The organism is Flavobacterium sp. GNP008, assembly GCF_056428965.1.
In genome coordinates this window covers 902,535-924,043 of record NZ_JBWJVL010000001.1, presented here as the reverse complement: position 1 = coordinate 924,043, position 21,509 = coordinate 902,535, and the positions used below count along the sequence as shown (strand labels likewise).

The 21,509-nt window shown below is 32.5% G+C and carries 18 protein-coding genes; 3 read left to right on the top strand and 15 right to left on the bottom strand.

The genetic code is table 11. From position 1 onward, the window contains the following. Positions 1 to 15 precede the first annotated feature (15 nt). The 3 genes from AC0608_RS04145 to AC0608_RS04135 all read right to left on the bottom strand — a co-directional run bounded on the left by AC0608_RS04145 (position 16) and on the right by AC0608_RS04135 (position 4,694). On the bottom strand, positions 16 to 2,799 hold the full coding sequence (locus tag AC0608_RS04145) for an outer membrane beta-barrel protein (protein WP_478288218.1): 2,784 nt from the start codon (positions 2,797 to 2,799) through the stop codon (positions 16 to 18). Between the two features lie 239 nt (positions 2,800 to 3,038). Then, positions 3,039 to 4,040: a glycosyltransferase family 9 protein gene (locus AC0608_RS04140; RefSeq protein ID WP_478288217.1), complete on the bottom strand. Its 1,002-nt coding sequence runs from the start codon at positions 4,038 to 4,040 to the stop codon at positions 3,039 to 3,041. A 48-nt stretch (positions 4,041 to 4,088) separates the two neighbouring features. Beyond that, positions 4,089 to 4,694 carry a DUF4254 domain-containing protein gene (locus tag AC0608_RS04135; protein ID WP_478288216.1) on the bottom strand — a complete coding sequence of 202 codons (606 nt, stop codon included), beginning with the start codon at positions 4,692 to 4,694 and terminating at the stop codon, positions 4,089 to 4,091. A gap of 87 nt (positions 4,695 to 4,781) precedes the next feature. On the opposite strand from AC0608_RS04135, the gene upp reads away from it, so the two are divergent. After that, positions 4,782 to 5,435, top strand: a complete 654-nt coding sequence (gene upp / locus AC0608_RS04130; RefSeq protein ID WP_478288215.1) for a uracil phosphoribosyltransferase — start codon at positions 4,782 to 4,784, stop codon at positions 5,433 to 5,435. Here upp and AC0608_RS04125 read toward each other — a convergent pair. Beyond that, the gene (locus AC0608_RS04125; RefSeq protein ID WP_478288214.1) at positions 5,430 to 6,359 is read right to left on the bottom strand and encodes a DUF6427 family protein; all 930 of its coding nucleotides are present in this window, start codon (positions 6,357 to 6,359) and stop codon (positions 5,430 to 5,432) included. The two genes, upp and AC0608_RS04125, sit on opposite strands and share 6 nt — an antisense overlap. A gap of 142 nt (positions 6,360 to 6,501) precedes the next feature. Here AC0608_RS04125 and AC0608_RS04120 point away from each other — a divergent pair, with 142 nt between their 5' ends. Next, positions 6,502 to 6,732: a DUF6341 family protein gene (locus tag AC0608_RS04120; protein ID WP_417959045.1), complete on the top strand. Its 231-nt coding sequence runs from the start codon at positions 6,502 to 6,504 to the stop codon at positions 6,730 to 6,732. 30 nt (positions 6,733 to 6,762) lie between these two features. Here AC0608_RS04120 and purD read toward each other — a convergent pair whose 3' ends face one another. Beyond that, a complete protein-coding gene (gene purD / locus AC0608_RS04115; protein WP_417959044.1) occupies positions 6,763 to 8,037 on the bottom strand; it encodes a phosphoribosylamine--glycine ligase in 1,275 nt (424 codons plus the stop codon). 131 nt (positions 8,038 to 8,168) lie between these two features. Between purD and AC0608_RS04110 the strand changes: the two genes are divergently transcribed. After that, positions 8,169 to 9,479 carry a phenylacetate--CoA ligase family protein gene (locus AC0608_RS04110; protein WP_478288509.1) on the top strand — a complete coding sequence of 437 codons (1,311 nt, stop codon included), beginning with the start codon at positions 8,169 to 8,171 and terminating at the stop codon, positions 9,477 to 9,479. Here the strand turns inward: AC0608_RS04110 and AC0608_RS04105 are convergent. The 10 genes from AC0608_RS04105 to AC0608_RS04060 all read right to left on the bottom strand — a co-directional run bounded on the left by AC0608_RS04105 (position 9,463) and on the right by AC0608_RS04060 (position 21,489). Continuing rightward, positions 9,463 to 10,245, bottom strand: a complete 783-nt coding sequence (locus AC0608_RS04105) for a glycosyltransferase family 2 protein (RefSeq protein ID WP_478288213.1) — start codon at positions 10,243 to 10,245, stop codon at positions 9,463 to 9,465. The two genes, AC0608_RS04110 and AC0608_RS04105, sit on opposite strands and share 17 nt — an antisense overlap. Before the next feature lie 2 nt (positions 10,246 to 10,247). Then, a complete protein-coding gene (locus AC0608_RS04100) occupies positions 10,248 to 11,615 on the bottom strand; it encodes an exopolysaccharide biosynthesis polyprenyl glycosylphosphotransferase (RefSeq protein ID WP_478288212.1) in 1,368 nt (455 codons plus the stop codon). 50 nt (positions 11,616 to 11,665) lie between these two features. Next, on the bottom strand, positions 11,666 to 12,649 hold the full coding sequence (locus AC0608_RS04095; protein ID WP_478288211.1) for a UDP-glucuronic acid decarboxylase family protein: 984 nt from the start codon (positions 12,647 to 12,649) through the stop codon (positions 11,666 to 11,668). Between the two features lie 197 nt (positions 12,650 to 12,846). After that, entirely contained in the window at positions 12,847 to 13,575 is a 729-nt protein-coding gene (locus tag AC0608_RS04090; protein ID WP_478288210.1) for a class I SAM-dependent methyltransferase, read from the bottom strand. Between the two features lie 16 nt (positions 13,576 to 13,591). Further along, positions 13,592 to 14,707: a glycosyltransferase gene (locus tag AC0608_RS04085; protein WP_478288209.1), complete on the bottom strand. Its 1,116-nt coding sequence runs from the start codon at positions 14,705 to 14,707 to the stop codon at positions 13,592 to 13,594. 318 nt (positions 14,708 to 15,025) lie between these two features. Next, a complete protein-coding gene (locus AC0608_RS04080; RefSeq protein ID WP_478288208.1) occupies positions 15,026 to 15,964 on the bottom strand; it encodes an O-antigen ligase family protein in 939 nt (312 codons plus the stop codon). A gap of 322 nt (positions 15,965 to 16,286) precedes the next feature. Further along, positions 16,287 to 17,357, bottom strand: a complete 1,071-nt coding sequence (locus tag AC0608_RS04075) for a hypothetical protein (RefSeq protein ID WP_417959037.1) — start codon at positions 17,355 to 17,357, stop codon at positions 16,287 to 16,289. 75 nt (positions 17,358 to 17,432) lie between these two features. After that, entirely contained in the window at positions 17,433 to 18,683 is a 1,251-nt protein-coding gene (locus AC0608_RS04070; protein WP_478288207.1) for an MATE family efflux transporter, read from the bottom strand. A gap of 134 nt (positions 18,684 to 18,817) precedes the next feature. Then, positions 18,818 to 19,801 (bottom strand): hypothetical protein, encoded by a 984-nt coding sequence (locus tag AC0608_RS04065; RefSeq protein ID WP_478288206.1) that lies wholly within the window; start codon positions 19,799 to 19,801, stop codon positions 18,818 to 18,820. A gap of 8 nt (positions 19,802 to 19,809) precedes the next feature. Continuing rightward, positions 19,810 to 21,489 carry a DUF6909 family protein gene (locus AC0608_RS04060; RefSeq protein WP_417959034.1) on the bottom strand — a complete coding sequence of 560 codons (1,680 nt, stop codon included), beginning with the start codon at positions 21,487 to 21,489 and terminating at the stop codon, positions 19,810 to 19,812. Between the last annotated feature and the right edge of the window lie 20 nt (positions 21,490 to 21,509).

Sequence of the window (21,509 nt, the reverse complement as noted above, 5' to 3'; positions counted from 1 at the left end):
TGTATATCCGCTTATTTATTTTTTTTCGATACCGCTTTTATTTTTAAAATTCCATGTAAAACCTATCATAGCATAGCGTCGGAGTCTATCATTTTGCTCTTCCCCTATTGTATTTTCATAAACAAATCTACTTATACCTATGTTTTGATTCAAAATATCACGCACCATTATATAAGCGGTAAACTCATCGTTCTTAAAAGTACGTTGGAACCTGGCATTCCACAATTGATTGGTAAGATTGGTTTGAAAATCAACTGTTTTTTGACGAGAATATAAATTATAATCCGTTGATAATTTCCATTTTTCTCTAAAGTAAACGGCAACGTCCAAACCTAGATTATTGGTGTTAAATGATTTTACCTCATTGTTTTGAGACGTACTGTTGCGGCTGTTTGCAAAAGTATTACTAAAATTGATATCGTATTTCTTGTCTTTAGACTTATTTAAATAAACCGAAAAATTAGAATTTAAAATATTCGAATTATTGATTTGCTTATTGATGCTATTGACCGATTTATTATAATTTACAGAAGGACTGAGATTAACATACATCCCAATTTTTTTAATTTTAAACCCGTAACCCATGTATAAATTTGCTGAAAAATTACCATTTGTATTTATAGGAGTTGTAATTGTTTTTGCGCTTTCTGGATCAATATCTCTATTAAAAGAAATCAAATTTGAGGTTGTTCTAAAAGAAATACTTTGGTAAAAGTTAGTTTCGGTTAAAATGCTATAACTATTATTAGAAACGTTGATACTATTTGTAAAAGATTGCTTTAAATCTGGGTTTCCTACCACTTGGTTAAAAAAATCTTGATTGTTTCGAAGCGGTTGCAATTGGTCAATGGTAGGCTGTCTTGTTGCACCTTGATAATTCACACGCAAATTGCTGTTGCTTTTGTACTTATATGAAAAATTTGCAGTTGGAAAAAAATTAGTAAAACTGCGAATGTATTCCTTATTTAAAGTTTGATCTTGTAAATTAAATGACGTAAAACCAAAACCACTACCAAAACTATAATTTATCTTTTTGGCATTGTAACTTAATTTAAGAACGGGTTTATTTGTTGTAATATTTTGCTTGAATTGGTTTGACAGCGAATCAACAATTATATCATACTTACCCGTTAGATCTGAAAAATCATACGTTATGAAGTTGCTATTACCCTTATTATGGGTAATTTGATAGGATAATTGCAAAGCAAATTTCTTACCTATAGGCTCTGTATAGGCCACATTTAAAGCAAGATTTTGATTGGTTTTATCTCCAATTTTATTTTGATTAACCTCATTACTAAAGGCAAAATTGCCTCCTTCATAGCTCTCGTTAGCCGATTTTAAAAAATTGTCAGCATTGGTGTTCAGAGTATTCCAACTGCTGTTTATGGAAAGTGTTCTGCGTGGCTTGGTGAATTTATGTTTGAACAAAGCACTCGCTGATATAGCTCCCTTTTCAGATTTTGTGCTAAATAATCGTTCCTGTTTGTTCCTTAACATGCCGTCGCTTCCAGTGGTATTTCCAGTCGTAGATTCATCACTTTCAGTATTATAAAAATTAGTTTTGGCAGTAAATTTCAGGGTGTTCATTGAGTCTATTTTTACATCATACACGGCATTAAGTTTAAAGTTATCTCTATTTACATGGCTTGCAGTAGTTCTATTTTCATTTAACTGTGTATCGCCTACCTGTGTTTGCGTATTTCTACTGCTGTTGTTTTGGTAACTTTGTCTGTTGTATTTGGGTGATAAATTTAAGGAATGTTTGTCATTCCATTTGTTGTTGTATTGCAATCCGGCATTCGTGTTTTTTATAAAACCATTTTGAGTATTTACATAAGGTTCGTCATCATTATCGCCACCGGACCATTCGTAATTTACATTTCCATCATCGTCCATACTCATGCTGACATTTCCGTCTCCTCCTCCAAATTTGTCACTGTCCTGCCAGCTTAATCCATCTTGACCCGTGTTTCCATTTAATAAGAAAGCCGAAAGCTTTCTTTTGCCTTTAAAACTACTCACCATGATATTGCTATTGTATCTGGAATCCGCATCGGTAAAGGGTTGGTTTGCTCCGTCTATTTTACCAAAATATCCTTTCTTTTTATCCTCCTTTAATCTCAGATTAATTGTTTTTTTGCTACCGCCATCATCTATTCCTGTAAACTCAGCTTGATCACTTTTCTTATCAAAAACCTGTACTTCTTTTATTGCATCGGCACGTAAATTTTTTATAGCCATACCAGGATCATCCCCAAAAAATTCTTCGCCATCTACCAATACTCTTTCTACAGTTTCGCCCATTGCTTTGATGGTTCCATTTTTATCTACTTGTATTCCGGGCAGTTTTTTTAATAAATCTTCAACGTTGGCATTGGCATCAACTTTAAAATCACTAGCCCTATAACTGGTTGTATCGCCTTTAATTTTAATCGACCCCGTTTTTATAATCACCTCACGCAATAGTTCCATTTTGCTAATCAAAGCTATGGTTCCTATATTCTTATCATTAGTGGTAACGGTTATATTATCTAAATAATCCGCATACTGACTGTGCGACGTCATTACAATATAACTCCCTGGTTTTACATTTTTAATGATAAATTTCCCCTCTAGATCGGAGCGTGTAAATTGGTACAAAACAGAGTCTACCGGAGTTAATAAAGCAACAACTGAATTGCAAATGGGTTTTTTTTCGATTCCAGCGGTTAAAATTCCTGAAAGTTTGTTTTTTTGAGAAAACGCAGAAAGGGAGAAAATCAATACAATTGCAATTGTTACCGTAATTTTTGACATAAATAGCTCGATGTTTTTTGTTAATGGAATATTTCAAAGTATTTCCAAAAAGTTGCACTAACAAATAAACAGTTATATTTGGTATTTACTTCAAGGTCTAAGCTGAACATATCAAATCCAAAAATAGTATTTTTCTCACTATATATTTATGCGTTTCTGTTATTAAAGTGTTAAAATTAGCATTATATGAAAATTATTTCCGCAATAAAAAACAAATAATACAATACGGGATTTAAAATTTATTTCTTGAGTGCCTTAACAATTGCATCAACAGCAATCGTGCGCATGGCATCTTCATAACCTGCAACTTTTTTATTTCCATACACCGAAGTGGGCAATTTTGGAAACTGATTCCTATCCGAAAACAAAGCATTTTCTAAAGGTTGATTAAACGGTGAAAATCCCGCATATGGATGCGTAGCGCCCCAAAGCGTAATGACTTTTACACCCAACATTGCCGCAATATGCGCATTCCCGGAATCCATGGAAAGCATCACATCCAGATTACTAATGAGCTGTAATTCCTGCGGAAATTTGATTTTTCCCGCCATATTGATGACATTTTCTTTGTTGGAAGTAAACACATCCAGAATTTCGATTTCCTTTTTTCCACCGCCAAAAAGCAAAATAGTATGACTTGTATCCAAAGCTAATTTATCAATCACTTCCTGCATTAAATCCAACGGATACACCTTAGAATCGTATTGTGCAAAAGGAGCAATTCCTATTAGTTTGTGATTTTTATCTCCAATTAACCCTATAATTTCTGGGCTCAAAATTGCTTTTTGAGGAAAAACTGCATGCGATAAATCAACAGTAAAACCAAGTTGTTCAAATACTTTGACGTGTCTTTCAAACATCGTTGGCAGTTGCTGGAACACTTTGTTTTCGGACTTCGTCAATTCTTTTTTTTCTGCTCTTCCTTTATCTACCGAAGCTACTTTTTTTCCGCTTAAAGCAAAAAGGTTTCGGATGATTTTAGAGCGCAAAACGTTGTGTAAATCCGCAAAAGCGTCAATGTTTAAACGTTTTAAATCTTGGAACAATCGCAACAATCCTAAAAATCCTTTGTGTCGTTCTTTTTCATCGAAAGCAAAAAAAGCAATAGTAGGAATTCCTTCAAAAAAAGGTTTGAAAAAAGGTCTGGAAATGACCGTGATTTTAACTTGTGGATGCTGGTTTACAAAAGCACGTAAAACAGGAACCGTCATGGCGACATCTCCCATTGCGGAAAGTCTCATGACGGCTATATGTTTAATGGTAGTTGACAATACTGGATTTGTCAAAAATTACTTCTTGTTTTGGTACAAAACAGGATTCAAATCATCATCATTGTACATTTTCATTTGTTTGTACACTTTCATGAATTTATCTCCGTTTTCAATATCTGTCAATAAATCATCAATCGCCAAAGACAAATCTGTTCTTTGTTCCAATAAAATATTCAATTTTACCTGACATTTATCTCTATGTTCTTGTGAAGCCTCTTTACGAGTGGCTTCTTCGTTCATGTGATAAATCTTCAAGGCTAAAATTGACAATCGGTCAAATGCCCAAGCAGGACTTTCTGAGTTGATTTTTGCATTGTCTTTTACTTTTACATGACTGTATTTTTGAAGAAAATAACTGTCTATATATTCCACCATATCCGTGCGTTCTTGATTAGAAGCATCGATTCTCCTTTTCAATGTCACAGCAGCTACAGGATCAATATTTGGATCACGAATGATATCTTCAAAATGCCATTGAACCGTATCAATCCAGTTTTTGTGATACAATAAATGTTCAAATTTATCTTTTGGAAAAGGATTGTTAATGGGTTGGTCAACATTATCAAATTGATGATAATCTTTAATACTTTGTTCGAATACGGAGTACGCTAATTTTGAAAACATATCTTAATATTTTAAAGGACAAAGATACTTTTTTATACTTTTATAGATTAATAAAATTAAGTATAAGTTTAATTACAAAATATAAATATGCAAATTCATTATTTATCAGAAAACAATAGCATCCTAAATCATTTTTTAGGCCAAATTCGGAATGTAAATGTCCATAATGACAGCATGCGTTTCCGACGAAATATTGAACGTATTGGCGAAATAATGGCCTATGAATTGAGTAAAGAATTGCAGTATAAGATTGTAGAGATCCAAACACCATTAGGCATAAAAAAAACTACTGAAATTAAGGATCAATTGGTTTTATGTTCCATTTTACGTGCAGGACTGCCCTTACACATCGGTTTTCTGAATTATTTTGACTATGCAGAGAATGGTTTCGTGTCTGCTTTTAGGCACCACCCTAACAATGACGATTATTTTGATATAGTAGTGCAATACCAAGCCATTGCCGATATGAATAACAAAAACCTCCTTTTAGTAGATCCCATGCTGGCCACCGGACAGTCTATCGTAGCAGTGTTTAACAAACTAATGGAAAGTGGAAACCCTAAAGAAATTCACATTGCCGTTGTGATTGCCGCGCCTGAAGGAATTGCCTATCTGGAGCAACACTTACCTCAAAATTGCCATCTTTGGGTAGCATCATTAGACGAAAAATTAAATGAACACAGTTACATCGTTCCTGGATTGGGAGATGCCGGTGATTTAGCGTACGGTAAAAAATTATAATTGAGAGAAAAAAGCAAACAGACTACACGTAATAAGTACAAATAGAACCATATCCTGCTTCAACCTAAGCTGAGGCATTTCGATATGACTTGTGGCCATTATTGCTAAAGGGGCAAACGTAAACACTAACAAATCATTACTTTTATTAGCCGATATCACATAAATAAGAATTCCAATAAAAAAAGAAGCTATAACTTTTTTAAAGGAAGTGTGCAACAATTGTGGCCTATTTGATAAAGTAGCAAACATAGAAACCACAAAAAACAATGCAATTGTAGCATAAATTGATAAAGCACCATTTTGATAATTATTAGTGAAATAATTAATTTCAAAATTTACTTCTATACTTTTAACAATGTATTCAATGACGTTTAAATTAAAAATTGTTGCGTAAAGCAGGAACATAATTCCCGCAACAAAAAAAGCAATAAAGGGTAATATCCAGTTCCTGTAATCTCTGGAAACATGGAAAATTATAGATATAAAAACCAATACAATAAAGACTATACTCCAGAAATGAAATAGTGCCGCCAGAAAAATCCATAAGGAAGCATCAAATATTTTTTCTTTCGAGGCTTTCAAGGATTGTAACGAAATCAATCGGCGAAGGGCTAGTAAAATAAAAAAATTAGAGACAATGAGATTCGTATTATCTAATACCGAAGGAAAGAAAAGTAAGAACAAAACGTAAAAAAAAACCGTGTAGGTACTGTCTTTACTAAGTCCGTTTTTCTTGGCCACAAAACTTGTAATAAAAATAGATGCCAGTAAAATGCACAACAAACTTCCCTTTTTAAGAATTAAAAAAAAGGACTTTATCCAGGATAAATCTTGAAATTGGAATATTAAAAAGAAAAAAAGCATTAAAATTACGACTAAAGAAAAATTTAATGGTGTAGATTTTCTAAAAACACTTGTTATCATACGGATATTTTATACTTTTGTGTTTGTAAATATAATACTTGTTTAAAAAGTAAACCCTGCAAGTTGAAAAAGATTCTTAGCAAGAAGAACTTTTAATATCCCGAGTTACTCCAAACAATTAATACAATTAATTTTATACATTATGAAAGCATTTTTCGAAGGAATTCAATACTTATTTGTAAATATCTTTTTTGCACCGCTAGATTTTTTACGCTCCCTAGAGCTTACTTCTTGGTTTGCTGCCAACACAATAAACTGGATTTTCATGATCATTTGTGCTTCGGCTATGGTATACTGGATCAAACAATTGAAAATTTTTGAAGATGCAGGTACAGAAAATCAAGATACTACCGCTCACTCTTTCTTAAAGTAACAATTAAAAAAAGTGAACGATAATTGGAAACTATTTTAAATCGTTTCCGATATCTTTTCTAAAATACATCTTATCAAAATTTAGCTTAGCTATGTTTTGGTAAGATTTTTTTATGGCCTCTTCGAAATTATTTCCATACGACGTTACAGTTAAAACCCTTCCTCCATTAGACACTACGTTGCCATTTTCTAGTTTAGTCCCAGCGTGAAAAACAATAGAATCTTCAATGTGCTCTAATCCTGAAATTACTTTTCCTTTTTCAAAATCCTCTGGATATCCGCCAGAAACGAGCATAATAGTAGTCGCACTTCTTTCGTCAACTTCTAGTGTAATTTCATCTAGTTTTTCATTGGCTACAGCCAAAAACAACGCCACTAAATCCGTTTTGAGTCTCGGAATCACTACTTCGGTTTCCGGATCACCCATTCTCACATTGTATTCTATTACTATTGGCTCGTTATTCACATTAATCAGTCCAATAAAAACAAACCCTTTGTATGGAATTCCGTCTTTCTGAAAACCATCAATTGTAGGTTTTACAATACGTGTTTCAATTTTTTCCATCAAAACCGCATCAACATAAGGAACGGGAGAAACAGCACCCATACCACCCGTATTTAATCCGGTATCACCTTCGCCAATGCGTTTATAATCTTTGGCGGTCGGCAGAATTTTATAATTTTTTCCATCGGTAAGAACAAAACAGCTTAACTCAATACCGTCAAGAAATTCTTCAATCACCACTTTTGAACTAGCAACACCAAATTTTTGATGCACCAGCATGTTTCTTAATTCTTCTTTGGCTTCTGCCAAATCCTGAATAATCAAAACACCTTTTCCGGCAGCCAGCCCATCTGCTTTCAAAACATACGGCGGTTGCAGTGTTTCTAGGAATTCACATCCTTTTTCCACCGTTTCAGCAGTAAAACTGTCGTAAGCAGCTGTTGGAATGTTATGTCTGATTAGAAATTCTTTTGCAAATTCTTTACTTCCTTCCAACTGTGCACCCATTTTTGAAGGGCCAATCACTGGAATATACTTTAAGTCCGCATCGTTTAAAAAGAAATCATATATTCCTTTTACTAAAGGATCTTCGGGACCAACTACAACCATTGCTACTTTTTCCTGAATAACAAACGATTTTATAGCTTCAAAATCCGTTGGACTGATAGCAACATTGATAGCTATAGAAGCAGTTCCTGCATTTCCTGGCGCTACAAAAAGTGTGTCACAAAGCGGGCTTTGAATCATTTTCCACGCAAAAGCATGTTCTCTTCCGCCCGAACCCAGTAGTAAAATTGTCATGTGTGTTGTGTTTAGTTGTGTTGCAAAAATAATTGCTTTTAAACTTAAAAAATAATTATTTTTTAAAAAGTTGTTGGTTCTCCTTCATTAGTTGGTGGTAAATATTATTTTTGATGAAATATACCTTTAAAATGGTTCCTCTATTCGACTTATCCTTACGGCTAAATGGCTTTCCTATGAAGGAGGCTAAAGCCGAATTGCACAAAATTGTAGCATTTTCTGAAAAAGAATATGCCTTTTTTATTGAAAATAAAAAGCTAGAGATTGTCAATTTTCATTTGCAAAACAATACTTTTTACAGCGATTTAGCTCGAATGAAAACTTTTACAAACTGGGAAGATTTACCTGTTTTGAATAAGAAAAGCTTACAAAAACCATTACTGAAAAGGCTTTCGAAAGGTTACTCTCTTAAAAACAGTTACATTAATAAAACGTCCGGTTCCAGTGGAACCCCGTTTATTTTTGCCAAAGACAAATATTGCCATGCGTTGACATGGGCTTCAAATATGCTCCGTTTTGGTTGGTACGGCATAGATTTTAATACATCCTTCCAAGCGCGTTTTTATGGCATTCCAATGGATTATATTGGATATAAAAAAGAAAGGTTTAAAGATTTTTTGAGCAATCGGTTTCGCTTCACTATTTTTGATTTATCGGATGACGTTTTAGAAAAGATTCTTAAAAAATTTCAAAACACGAAATTTGATTATATAAACGGTTACACGAGTTCAATTGTTTTGTTTGCCAAATTTTTACAAAAGAAAAACATAATATTAAAAGATATTTGTCCAACTTTAAAAGTAGCCGTGGTGACGTCTGAAATGCTTTTTGAAGAAGACAAATTTCTTTTAGAAAAACAATTCGGAATCCCTATTATCAATGAATACGGTGCTTCGGAACTGGATTTGATTGCCTTCCAGAATCCAAATCAAGAGTGGCAAGTCAATTCTGAAACATTGTTTGTGGAGATCTTAGACGAAAACAACCAACCGGTTCCAAACGGTACTTCAGGCCGAATTGTAATAACTTCCTTGTTCAATAAAGCACATCCTTTTATTCGATATGACATTGGCGATGTTGGAATTCTAGACGATAAAAGTACATTACAGAAACCGATTCTCAAAAAATTAATAGGTCGAACCAATGATGTCGCTCTTTTGCCAAGTGGAAAAAAATCACCTGGATTGACATTTTATTACGTCACAAAAAGCATAATTGAAGACGAGGGTAATGTAAAAGAATTTGTGATAAAACAAACCAAAATAGATACTTTTGAAATTGAATATGTCAGCGAAACGGAATTAAATTTAGCACAAATAAAAAAAATCGAAAAAGCGATCGCTTTATATCTTGAACCAGATTTGAAATTTAGCTTTACCCGAAAAAAAGTACTAGAAAGAAGCAATCGTGGCAAATTAAAGCAATTTAAATCGATGCTTTAATGGTCTTGGAATAATGTGGCTTTAAGATTAACTGGGTACATAAAAAACCAACCATACAAAGCATAGAAACAACTAAATTCAACCGATGAAACGTTCTGTATACGGCAAAATTGTGTTTTAACAACTCATATTTAGAAGCAGATATTGAATTTTCTCTAATTCTATAATAAGCCAAACTTTCAGGAATAGGTTGTGCGGTTCTTATTTTTTTTAGAATGGTAAGCCATAGCATCCAATCCTGTCGTTTTCGAATAGCCGAAATGGGTATTTTGCCAAAGTATTTCACCTCATAGATTCCAGTTAGATTGCCAACGTAATTACAAAAAAATAACTGCCGGAAAGAAAGATTTAAAGGCGCTTCAATTCTTTTGTTAAGCGATTGTCCGGCTTCATTAATACATTCGTAAAAAGAGAACGTAAAAGGAAGATTGTATTGTTTCAGAAATTCCATTTGTCGTTCTAATTTCTGAGGTTTCCACAAATCGTCTGCGTCTAAAAAGGAAATATATTTACCCGTTGCTTTGTCCAGCGCAGTGTTTCTGGCAATTCCAGTTCCAGAGTTTGTCTCGAGTTGAAAAAGTTTTATCCTATTATCTTGCTTAGAAATTTCTTTTATTATGGAAACCGTTTGATCCGTAGAGCAATCGTCTACAATAATCATTTCCCAATTTTTATAGGTTTGATTCAGAATGGATTTCATTGTTTCCAGAATGAATTTTTCAGAATTAAAAGAGGGCGTAATTATCGATACAAGTGGTTTTTCCATTTTTAATACGCTTTTTCTTCTCCCTTAAAAATATTGATAACTGTTTGAGTAATTATTTTTAAATCTAAAATTAAAGACCAATTTTCAATATAGAAAACATCAAATTTTATCCTATTAATCATATCCGCTTCTGTCTCAATTTCGCCACGAAAACCACTCACTTGGGCCAGTCCTGTGATTCCTGGTTTGACACAATGACGTACCATATATTTTTTAACTTTATTACCATAGGCTTTGTTTTGAGCCCAAAGATGCGGACGCGGACCTACAACTGACATGTCACCCAGTAAAACATTTAGAAATTGAGGCATTTCGTCTAAACTTGTTTTTCGCATAAACCGCCCTATTTTGGTAACCCGCGGATCGTTTTTTGAGGCTTCTATTTCTGTTGTCATATTCATTTTCATAGATCTCAGTTTGTAACAGAAAAATTCATTTTCATCAATTCCAGGTCTTCCTTGTTTGAAAAAGACAGGACCTCTAGATTCTAATTTTATTAAAATTGCTAATAATGGAATCAACCATGATAAAAAAATAAAAATAATTACAATGGCAAAAATAATATCAAAAATTCTTTTAAATACCATGGTAACAGGTTCATGCAGCATCGTTTTTTTTAAAGAGAGTACAGGAAAAAATTCGTAATAGTCAATTTTTAAATTTTTTGAAAAAATCTCTTTTGCATCTGGTATAAATTTTATTGTTTTATTGTTTTCATCTGCAAAATCAATTAGATCTTTTAAATCCTCATTGGAAATCTCGTTTAAAGAGCAATAAATTTCATCTACACAATTTTCAAGTACAAAAGGCTTCAAATCTACCAATTTCCCTTTAATGTTTTGATTTGATTTCTTATCCGAAAAATAGCCCAAAAAACGATACCCATAATCACTTCTCGTTTCAAAAAGATTTTTTAATTCTATAGCCTCAGGAGTATATCCAATTATGACTGCGTTTCTATAATTACTTCCTGTTAATATTCTATATTCTTTTAAATAATAAAACAATAAAAATTTCGAAATCGTAATTAATAATATAACCGAGCCTATAAATAGAGCAACCACTATTCCGTTAAAAACGACTTGTTTTGAAAATGGAAAAAAAGCTATGGTTATTAAAAGAAATAAAATGCCCTGTTTGACTATTTTTGAGATTATTTCAAGCGGAGTCGTAAAACGATATATACCATAGAATCTTATAAAAAAAGCAACGATAACCCATCCAGTTACCTGATAAATAAGAAAGTGTTCAATCTTAAAATTAAGCTCTTTAAAAAAGAAAAAACCAAGAATCAAAATAACAATTAGATCTATTGAAATACTAATGGGTCTAATGTACTTTGAATACCTTCCTGTTTGCGATGCAGTCATAATTAACGTATATACCCTTTTGGGTGTGCTACCGGTTTCAAAAAAACCTGTTACTTTATATAACTGGAAAAATCTTTGTGTTCTTCTTTAGAAAGTTCCTCTTTGGACAACGATTTAAAATAGTCATACGTTATTTTCATTCCTTCTGCACGACCTATTTTGGCTTCCCATCCCAGCAATTCTCGTGCCTTGGTAATATCAGGCTGACGCTGCAAAGGGTCATTTACAGGCAATGGATGAAAGACTACCTTTTGATTAGTACCGGTCAGTTTTATAATTTCATCTGCAAAATCCTTAATGGTGATTTCATCTGGATTTCCAATATTTACCGGATAGACATAATCGGAATGTAATAACTTGAAAATACCTTCTACTTGGTCGTCTACATAACAAAACGAACGGGTTTGCATTCCGTCCCCAAAAATAGTTAAGTCTTCCCCACGAATTGCCTGACCAATAAAAGCAGGAATTACTCGGCCATCATTAAGACGCATTCTGGGTCCATACGTATTGAAAATTCGGACAATTCTGGTTTCAACGCCATGAAACGTATGGTACGCCATAGTTATAGATTCCTGAAACCGTTTGGCTTCATCATAAACACCTCTTGGTCCTATGGTATTTACATTTCCATAATAATCTTCTGTTTGAGGATGAACCAATGGATCTCCGTACACTTCAGAAGTAGATGCAATAAGAATTCTGGCTTTTTTAACACGTGCCAATCCTAAAAGATTATGCGTTCCAAGTGAACCCACTTTTAAGGTTTGTATTGGAATTTTCAAATAATCTATGGGACTTGCGGGTGAAGCAAAATGAAGGATATAGTCTAGTTGACCCGGAACATGGACAAATTTGGTGATATCATGATGATAAAATTCAAAATGTTCCAGTTTGAACAAATGCGCTATATTTTTTAAATCCCCGGTTATGAGATTATCCATTCCAATAACAAAATGGCCTTCTTTAATAAAACGGTCACAAAGATGTGATCCTAAAAATCCAGCGGCCCCGGTGATAAGTATTCTTTTCATATCGATTTTATAGTTTGTGTAATATGGAATAATTTATCTGTTAAAAAGCGAATAAATTACTTAAAAGTACGACTCTCTTTGCCCACTCAGAGAGGATGCCGTCAAAAATAAACTTATCATTAGAATTGTGAAAGAAATAAAAGCAAAATATTTTTTTCACAACCTCTTATCTTCAATTATTGGCGAAGTAACTCTTATTATTCTACTTTTTCAAGAAAAAACACATTGTTGAAATAAGCTGTTTTATCAACTGGCAATAAGAGACTGAACACAATACCAAAAAAGTTAATACTGAAGATAAAAGGAATGAGAAAAACCTGCCTTACATATTTATTGCCAGGAAGGATATTCTTTATATAATTTAAATTAAATTGGAAAATCACTTCGATATAATTTCCTGTTTTAAAATGATCAACCACCTTAAAACCATTTTTTTGATACAAATATTTTAAAGCTGGTGTTGTGTATCTTGCAAAATCATAGGGCATTTCGTGTTCTTCCCACATAAAAGGAGTCGTAATTAAAGCCGTACCGTTTTTCTTTAAGACTCTATTGAATTCCTGCAATAACTCCTCAATATTAAAAACATGCTCTAAAACCTCCGTACACAAAAGAGAATCGAACCGTTCATTTTCAAATGGTATTCTTTTGCCATCATAAAACTCATCTACTTCGTTATAATTTTGTTCCCTTCCTTCAATCTTGTAATCTACACCAATATATTCCTTTACGTTTACAAATAGTTTTTTATAGGGTTTGGTTCCACAACCAAAATCCAGCAAAGAACCATTAAGTTTATCCGCATTTTTTTTTATGGCGCTTCGAATTGCTTTTCGGATCAGAAAATTATAATTAATGAAAAAACCAATAACTCCAGGATGAAACTTTTCTTTCTTAATCTTTTGTTTAATAGACTCTTTATACATTAATTTTTTTTCAATATTATTCTAAATAAATAGATTCCAGTTCATAAATATTTTTTTTTATATTATAGCTTTCGGAAAACGAATTCAAAGCATTTTTTGACAATTTATCTAATAATTCTTTATCAGCCAACAATTTTAAAATTTTACTTTTAAAACCCATTACATCCTCATTTTCAACAACAAATCCATTGTAATTATCAATAATCAAATCTTTATTTCCATCACAATTAGTAACAACGCAAGCTTTAGATAACGCCAAACTTTCAATAATAGAATAAGGCATTCCCTCATATCTGGATGTTGAAATATAAAACTTAGATTGACTGATGATATTAAAAACATCGGTTCTTTCGGTCCAGTTTAAAAGTGTTACGTCATTGCACATGTCTAACTCCTGAATCAAATTTTTAACGGACGCTAACTGACCTGACACGGGTCCCACTCCCATTACGATTAAATGAATTTTAGCTTCTTTATTCACTTCGTGCAACACCTGTATCATTAGCTCTATATTTTTTTGATATGATGGGCGTCCCACGGTACAAATATAATCTTCAGGCCACGTTTTAGTAATGGTTAAGGGTTGTATTGTAAGTATGGCTTCAATACAATTGTTGAATACAATTGCATTTTTTGATTTATAACCAACCTCATAAATAGCACGTTCTTTTTCAGATTGTGATGTTGCTAAAAGAACCGTATTTCTATTGGCAAGGATCTTTTCTATGTTCAAAAAAAGATTTCTTTTTAAACAGTTTTGTGTACTTAAATAGGAAAATGCGTGTGGCGTATAAATCACTTTTATCCCTAATACTCTCCCTATAATTCGTCCAACAATTCCTCCTTTAGCACTGTGCGCATGTATTAAATTTGGCTTTTCTTTTTTTAAAATTTTATACGTTTGAAATAATGATTTAATATCATTGACTATTGAAATATCTCTAAAAAGAGAAACTTTATATTCTTTTACTTTATCCCCATTTTTATCAAAAAAAGGTTTTTCGGTGTCTTTAGTTCCATGAATAACAATATTTTCAAATAAACCAGCATTTATATTAGTTAAAGCAAGTTTTAAATGTACCTCGACTCCACCAATAGAATGCAATATATGTGCGATCTTTTTTCTGGCCATTGTATCTGATGCAAAGGAATAATAATCATCCTTAATTTATTAGTGTTTTGTTGAAAAGTCAAATGTATTACTAATTTAATAATTACAAAGTATTGCTCTTGATTTTATCCAAAACACCTTACTTACACCACATCCCTATATACTTCAAGTGCATTTCTTTGAATATAAAAAACATCGATTTTTACAAAAATTATAATTTCTTTTATTTAAAATAAAAAACGTTATTGATTGTGACGCTTGTTGCTTTATTTTTATATTCTTGTGGAAAAAAGGAAATGACACAACAAAATACCATTGAAGAGGTTGCGCCAAAAGTTTTTACTGAAGAGAAAGTTGAGCTAACTGACTTTTTTGTTGCAATCTATAACTGGCGAAGATACAAATCCATAATCCGCTGAAAACAATTCCATCAAAGCGAAGGAGAAAGTCATCTGTAAGATTCGATGTGAAAAACAAGAAAAAGAAAGAAATAATTACTGGATTTTTTGTCTTAATTCCCAGATAAGCAATAAAACCAATATAAAATAAGACAGCAATAGGACCCATTATTCCAAATTTCAATAAATAATCTAAAAATTGATTGTGTGTTGGAAATTCATATTTTGCTAGAAATATCTGATTCGTTTCTTTAAAATACTTGACTAATTCAATCTTACCATCCGATGCTCCCACTCCAAAAGGAAGGTTTTTAACGGACAATTCCCATGTTGCTTTCCAGATGGATACTCTCGTTACAAAAGAACTATAAACCGCTATTTCAGGATGATCTATTTCATCTAATTTCCCTACTTTGTCCATATTCGAAAAAATTTGAGTCGAATACTTTTCTTTCATGTAAGGATTCTTTTGTAGGAACAAAAATAAAACGGAACCAATCAATAGTACCAAAATTACAGCTCGTTTAAAGATAATTTTATACCCATACGTTTTGGACATTTGGAAATATCCTACGGTAATAAAGCCAACCAAACTACCCAATAAAGCCATTCTAGTATTGACATATAAAACAAAAAAGAAAGAGCTGATAAAAAGCGTTAAATCTCTAATTTTGGACCATTTATCATACTTTTTTGAAGTTTGCAACAAAAAATAAAGATTAGAAAAAGCGACAAAAGCCAGGTGCATATTAAGCGCCGGTGCATGAATACCGATACTCTCAGAAAACACATAACCCATTTCCCAAAGGTCAACCCCCTTGAGGTATTTAAAAAAATGCTCGGGATCCAGTATTATGAAACGTACAAAAAAAAAGGTCATAATAAGCGTTGTTCCGATGCTGTAAGCTTTCAAAATTTTAATGAATTGAACTCGCTGATAATTCCCAATTATAAACAGTGGTAAAAACAATAAAGAAAGGCTTTTCTCTACTGATTTTAAACCGAGAGCATATGAGTCATTATTTACAAAGAATATCATTTCCATCAAAAATGGAGCTGCTATTAGCACAATTATTGGTAACTGGCTTTTTGAAATTTTTATTTTTTTAAAAAAAAATAAATTAAAAACTACAAAAATAATCAACAAAACAGTACATAGTTTCCTGAAAATTAAAGTAATGGCAATTAATAATACTAATAAATTAAATACTTTGTTGAATGTCTTTTCTGAAATTTTCATAATACAATGCAAAATATATTAAAGGAAAAAGGCCTATTTTATGTCGGATGGAAGTCCCTAAATCGGGTTCAAATATACCTTGAACAATAAAATAAGCAAACAAAATTAATAAAGTCCACAACTCAAATTGATATTGTTTTCTGTTTTTTAAACATCTAGAAAACCGAACAAATAAAATATAAAAAATCAATAATTGCCAGATTACAAAAGCTAGTACCTGCGGAGCTAAAACATGTTTAACGGCCTCCACTACAGGCACGTTTACTGCCATAAAACCGTATACAATACCAAATGCTTCACCATACCAGGTGTCTTGTGCTATTGGCGATACAATTGCCGTGTTTATATTGTTCTTATTTATGTTGTTTATGACATAATTTTCCCGTGTAAGTTTCGAGATGTATTCACCTCTGATAATTCCATGACTCAGTGATAAAAAAATGGCAATCAGTAAACCGTAAAAGACAGTTGAAAATGTTTTGTTTTTAAATTTGATGTAGGACAATAGATACATTGCTATTGCTAAAATGGGCAGCAATGCATAATAGGGCCTGAAAAACGAAAAACAAGCGATTAAAACCAGTGAGAGAATAATTTTAAATGTTGGTTTCCTATTAGATTGAAATATGAAAGGAATAGTACAAAAAAGTAAAAAAGTAATGAATTCCTTAGTAGGCATAGACATGTATATTCCTGAAAGCAGCAACGCAATATAAACCAATATATTTTTCACGTTTACCTTATGGAAGTTTGAAGGCACTCCAATTTTATACAATAGGTACGTAACTATAGGAAATTGAATCAGCGCTATAGCAAAAAAAGGAAGCAGACGCAGACCTGTAAGTTTATAAAACATAATGGCAAAAGGATAACTCCCAAACCAGCCTATTTCATGGCCTTTGTCAAATACTATTATTATTGTATCATTAAAATATCTTTCCGGTAAAATATAAGGCGTTAATAAGGCCACGATTAAATTACAAAAAAACAACCCTATAAATACCGCTTTGTTTGTCTTTACTACTATTTTCATCGATGCTTTTGGTGTAAAAAAAGTACTTAGTCCATAAATATTATATTAAAAAGATCCTCTTTCTTTCCTTTTATTTTAATGGAATATTATCAGTAATCTATCTTTCCTGTAGACAATTATTGCAGTAACGATATTCCAAAAGAGCAAACTTGAAACAAAAGCAATTGCTGCTCCCGTCATAGAATACATTGGGATTAATACTATATTTAAAATTAAGTTGAGTAGAACCGCAACAACTAGCACCATTTGAAAAATACTTTGTCTTCCAGTCATATTCAAATATATAGCGGATACTCCAAAAAAAGAAGCCAACAATTGTCCCACCATTAATATCAAAAGTGCTTGTTTACTTTGAATGTAATTTTCTCCAAAGAAATATAAAATATTTTCAGAAAACAAACAAACCAATATAACTACCGGTACAGTTAGCCAAACAATCATCCGGGCACTGTGTTTCAATGCTGTTAATAGTTCTTTTTTATTGTTATCCGTATAAAGTTGTGCGATTTTTAATGAAACTGAAATATAGACTGAATTATTGATCATAAACAAAATAGAAACTAACTTCATCGCAATAGCATAATAAGCAACCGTTTCATCACCTTTAAATTTTTTTAAAAACACAATATCAAAAGTCATCATTAAAAAAACAGCTAAACTGCTTATAGCCATAGGGTAGGATTTGTATGCAATAAAAGAATACGTAAAAGGATTTGTGACAGTAGGGTGAACGGAATCGTCTTTTTCTTTTTTGAAAAGGCGAAAAATAATAACCGTTGTTATACTCCCAAGTGCAACAAACCCTATCAAAAAAGTATCTACTAAATAGCTTTCCTGATGATAATAAAACAAAATTACAGCCCCAAAAATAACGGAAACATACTTAAACGTATTTCTAAATAATTCCGCAATATAAATCTCATCCAAGGCTCTAATTGTTTCCGTATTAAACAAGGTTATTGAATAGAAAAACAACGTAATAATTGCTTTTGCTATCAAAACATAACTGCTTTTATCATTAAAGAATAAATTAATCTTATTTTGACCAATGCTAAAAAATACAAGCAATACCAGTAAACATAGCAACAAAATAAGTAAAACAATTTTTTTATAAATCGACTTTAATTTTTCTAGTTCATTTTTGCTTTTTAAAATCCCTGTAAAATATAATATGGATTGATCCGTGCCAAGAACACAAATGCTGCTTAAGACTAATAAAACCATTCGTATAAAGTCAAATTGACCAATGATTTTCGGGTCGTAATTATGGGTTAAAAACAATGAAAAACCAAAAAGAGTAATTACACCTATAATTCGTAACAACATCGTTTTTATACTCTGCAAGACAAATGGATTTTTTTTTATTTTACTGAAACCCATATTTATTTTTTCAAAATTGCAGGAAAAAACAGCAACTGATTAATTAAAATTATACTTGATTCTATTGAGTTTTAAAAGTATTAAACCATTTTTGATTTCATCATTTGATTTTTATAAAAATCTGAAAATAAACGAATTATAATAAAAATAAAAACCAATAAAATTGGTAAAATCAATTTTAGTCTTCCATTAACTGAAGTGGTGTTTTCTATATTTAATGTTGAACTGTTGTCTTTAATGATCTTATTTAAACCCACCAGTTCTACTCTAGAATCTCCTTGTTCATTAATTAAAGCCTCTTTCGTTTTAATAACATCATTCAGTTGCGTGTTCTCATTATAGTACACTAGATTATTGCTTTTAGCTCCTCTTATGGTATTCGAAAAGCCGTTTAAAACAGCATCTATTTGGGCTATAATTGTATCATTCTGAACCGTTTTTAACTGAATATTATTAACCATTTCCTGCTGTACTTTCGAATAGTATTCTGATTCATTTAAAAAATGCAACAACGGCTCAATGGCAGATTTTTCCGTTATTTCTACTTTTGTCTGGAAAAAAATCGTGTGAAATTTATAATTCTTACTTGTCAAATTGTCTTCAAGAATATTTTTTATTTCTCCGCCCTCTGCCATTAACTTGATTAATTCGAAGTTTTCAGTTTTATTTTCAATAAATTTATAAACATCCGTTATGGGTTTGATTTCCATTTTCACTAACTTATTGGGCTCTTTTATCCCTACAATTTCTTTAAGAAAAAGAGTATCGCCTTCTTTGATTTTGGATTCAATTAAGTCTATTTTGGAATATAAATAATCCGTACTCCCAAAATTTGGAGTAACAATGATTTTGTGATTATAGATTTTTTTTGTCGCATCTAAATAAGACCCTAATCCTACTCCTACTACCAACAAAATCAAAATTACAACCGCACTTTTCACAAAAAACCGAATGCATCTGAACAAAAATGTATTAAAATCTTGGAATAAAACCCGTATTTTTCTAGAAATTTGCATCAAATCAATTTCTTGATCGTCTTGAATATTGGGTACGTTTGTACTCATTTATATCTTTATTTTACGTTGAAAATTTGTTCTAATATTTTAATCGTAATCAAATAGGTGGGTTTTACACCTGAAGTTCCCAAACCGCCTGAAGCCAATGTGCTTCCGGTTTCCAAAGGATTGTCTGAGGCATAATACGCATACCTTACCTTTACATCATGAGGAACGCTCTTTCTAATTTTTGATGCGGATTGAATGGCTTTCTGATAATAGGAACCTTCCATTTCTAACCCAATAATTCCCCAAGTCGATTCATGGAAAAACTTTAATAAATCTCGATTTTGCAAGGAAGTTCCCAAAACCGTGACCATTGGCCCTGCAAAAACTGCAATATCATTTCCTTCAAACATTTCAGCCGTTAATTCATTTTTAAAAAAATAATTATCAGCGGTTCCTTCGTTAATGTGAGCATTTGGAATCATAATATCTCCTTTCCCGCCCTCTAGAATTCCCGCTTTACCCATTATAGAAACTGATTCTACATTCAATAAGGTGTCTTTTTTAAACGGTTTCAATAACTCATCAATGGTTTCGTAAGCCTGTTCCCCAAATGCATAATCCATGACAATTAGTACCGGTTTTTTAGCTCCCGTATTGGCTTTAGGAAATGCAGTTTTGGCCCATTCAATTTTGGCTGTATCAAAAATCTGAACATCAATATTTGTACCTGAGGTATCCGGCAAGGAGATCATTCCATATTTCAAGGCCATGTCTTCTACTTGATTTCTGACCTCATGAGCCCCTGACTTACTCAATTCCTCATAAATATAGAAATCCGATTTGTCTTTGAACTTGGTTTTTAGGACTTCAGTAGCAAAAATAGAATTCATCACACTGTGCATATTCGCACTAATTACGTGGATTGGACGGTCCAAAAGTTGGTTTTCTTTTAAAACCTCCTTGATGTTAGTCGCCCATATTTCTCCGTGAATGTGGTGTCCCAATCGTTCTCGTAGTATGGGACTAAAGGTAATTGTTCTTTTATTATCATCTACAATTTCTTCAATGGCGAGTTTCCCCAACCAAAATATAACATGCAAAAAGCGATCTGGTGCAGCTGCTGACCCAAAAGCGTCATAAATATCCAGCACTTCTTCAAATGTTCGTCCCAGAATATTCGCAGCATGGGAAATGGCTTTCTCTTTTTCTACCAGAGTCAGTTTTTTCTTTTGAGAAACAGCCTGCTCTAGTTTAAACCAGTCGCGGGAAACTTCACCGGCATCATCCAATAAAACCCTGTTTCTAATTTTGTGGGATTCAATAAATATAAAGGTCAAATGCGTCAAAATATCATAAATATCCGAGCGTCCGCGAGTAATCTCCACATTCATTTGTTCCTCATCAATTCGGTAACAATTACGGCGTCTTTTTGGCGGTACAATCGCTTGAAAATGCGATTTAGAATAGCCTTCTTCCGAAGTCAAATTTATAAAACGGCATTCTTCGATTCCTACCGGAAGACGCTCAATAACATATAAAAGTCCGTTCAGTTCTACTTTTTCCTCGGCAATATTTCCATAAATTTCTGGTCGTAATGCTAATAATGCTTCCCGCAATGTATCCCCAGAAATTCCCATCGGTTTGTAAAATCCTCTGTTAAAAAGGTGCCGCATGGTGATGTACATTTTTTCAATTGCTGCCGATGATTCTTGTGCTCTGGAGCGTGATATATTTTTGGTTTCTTTCATTTTCTATTTATTTCCTAACC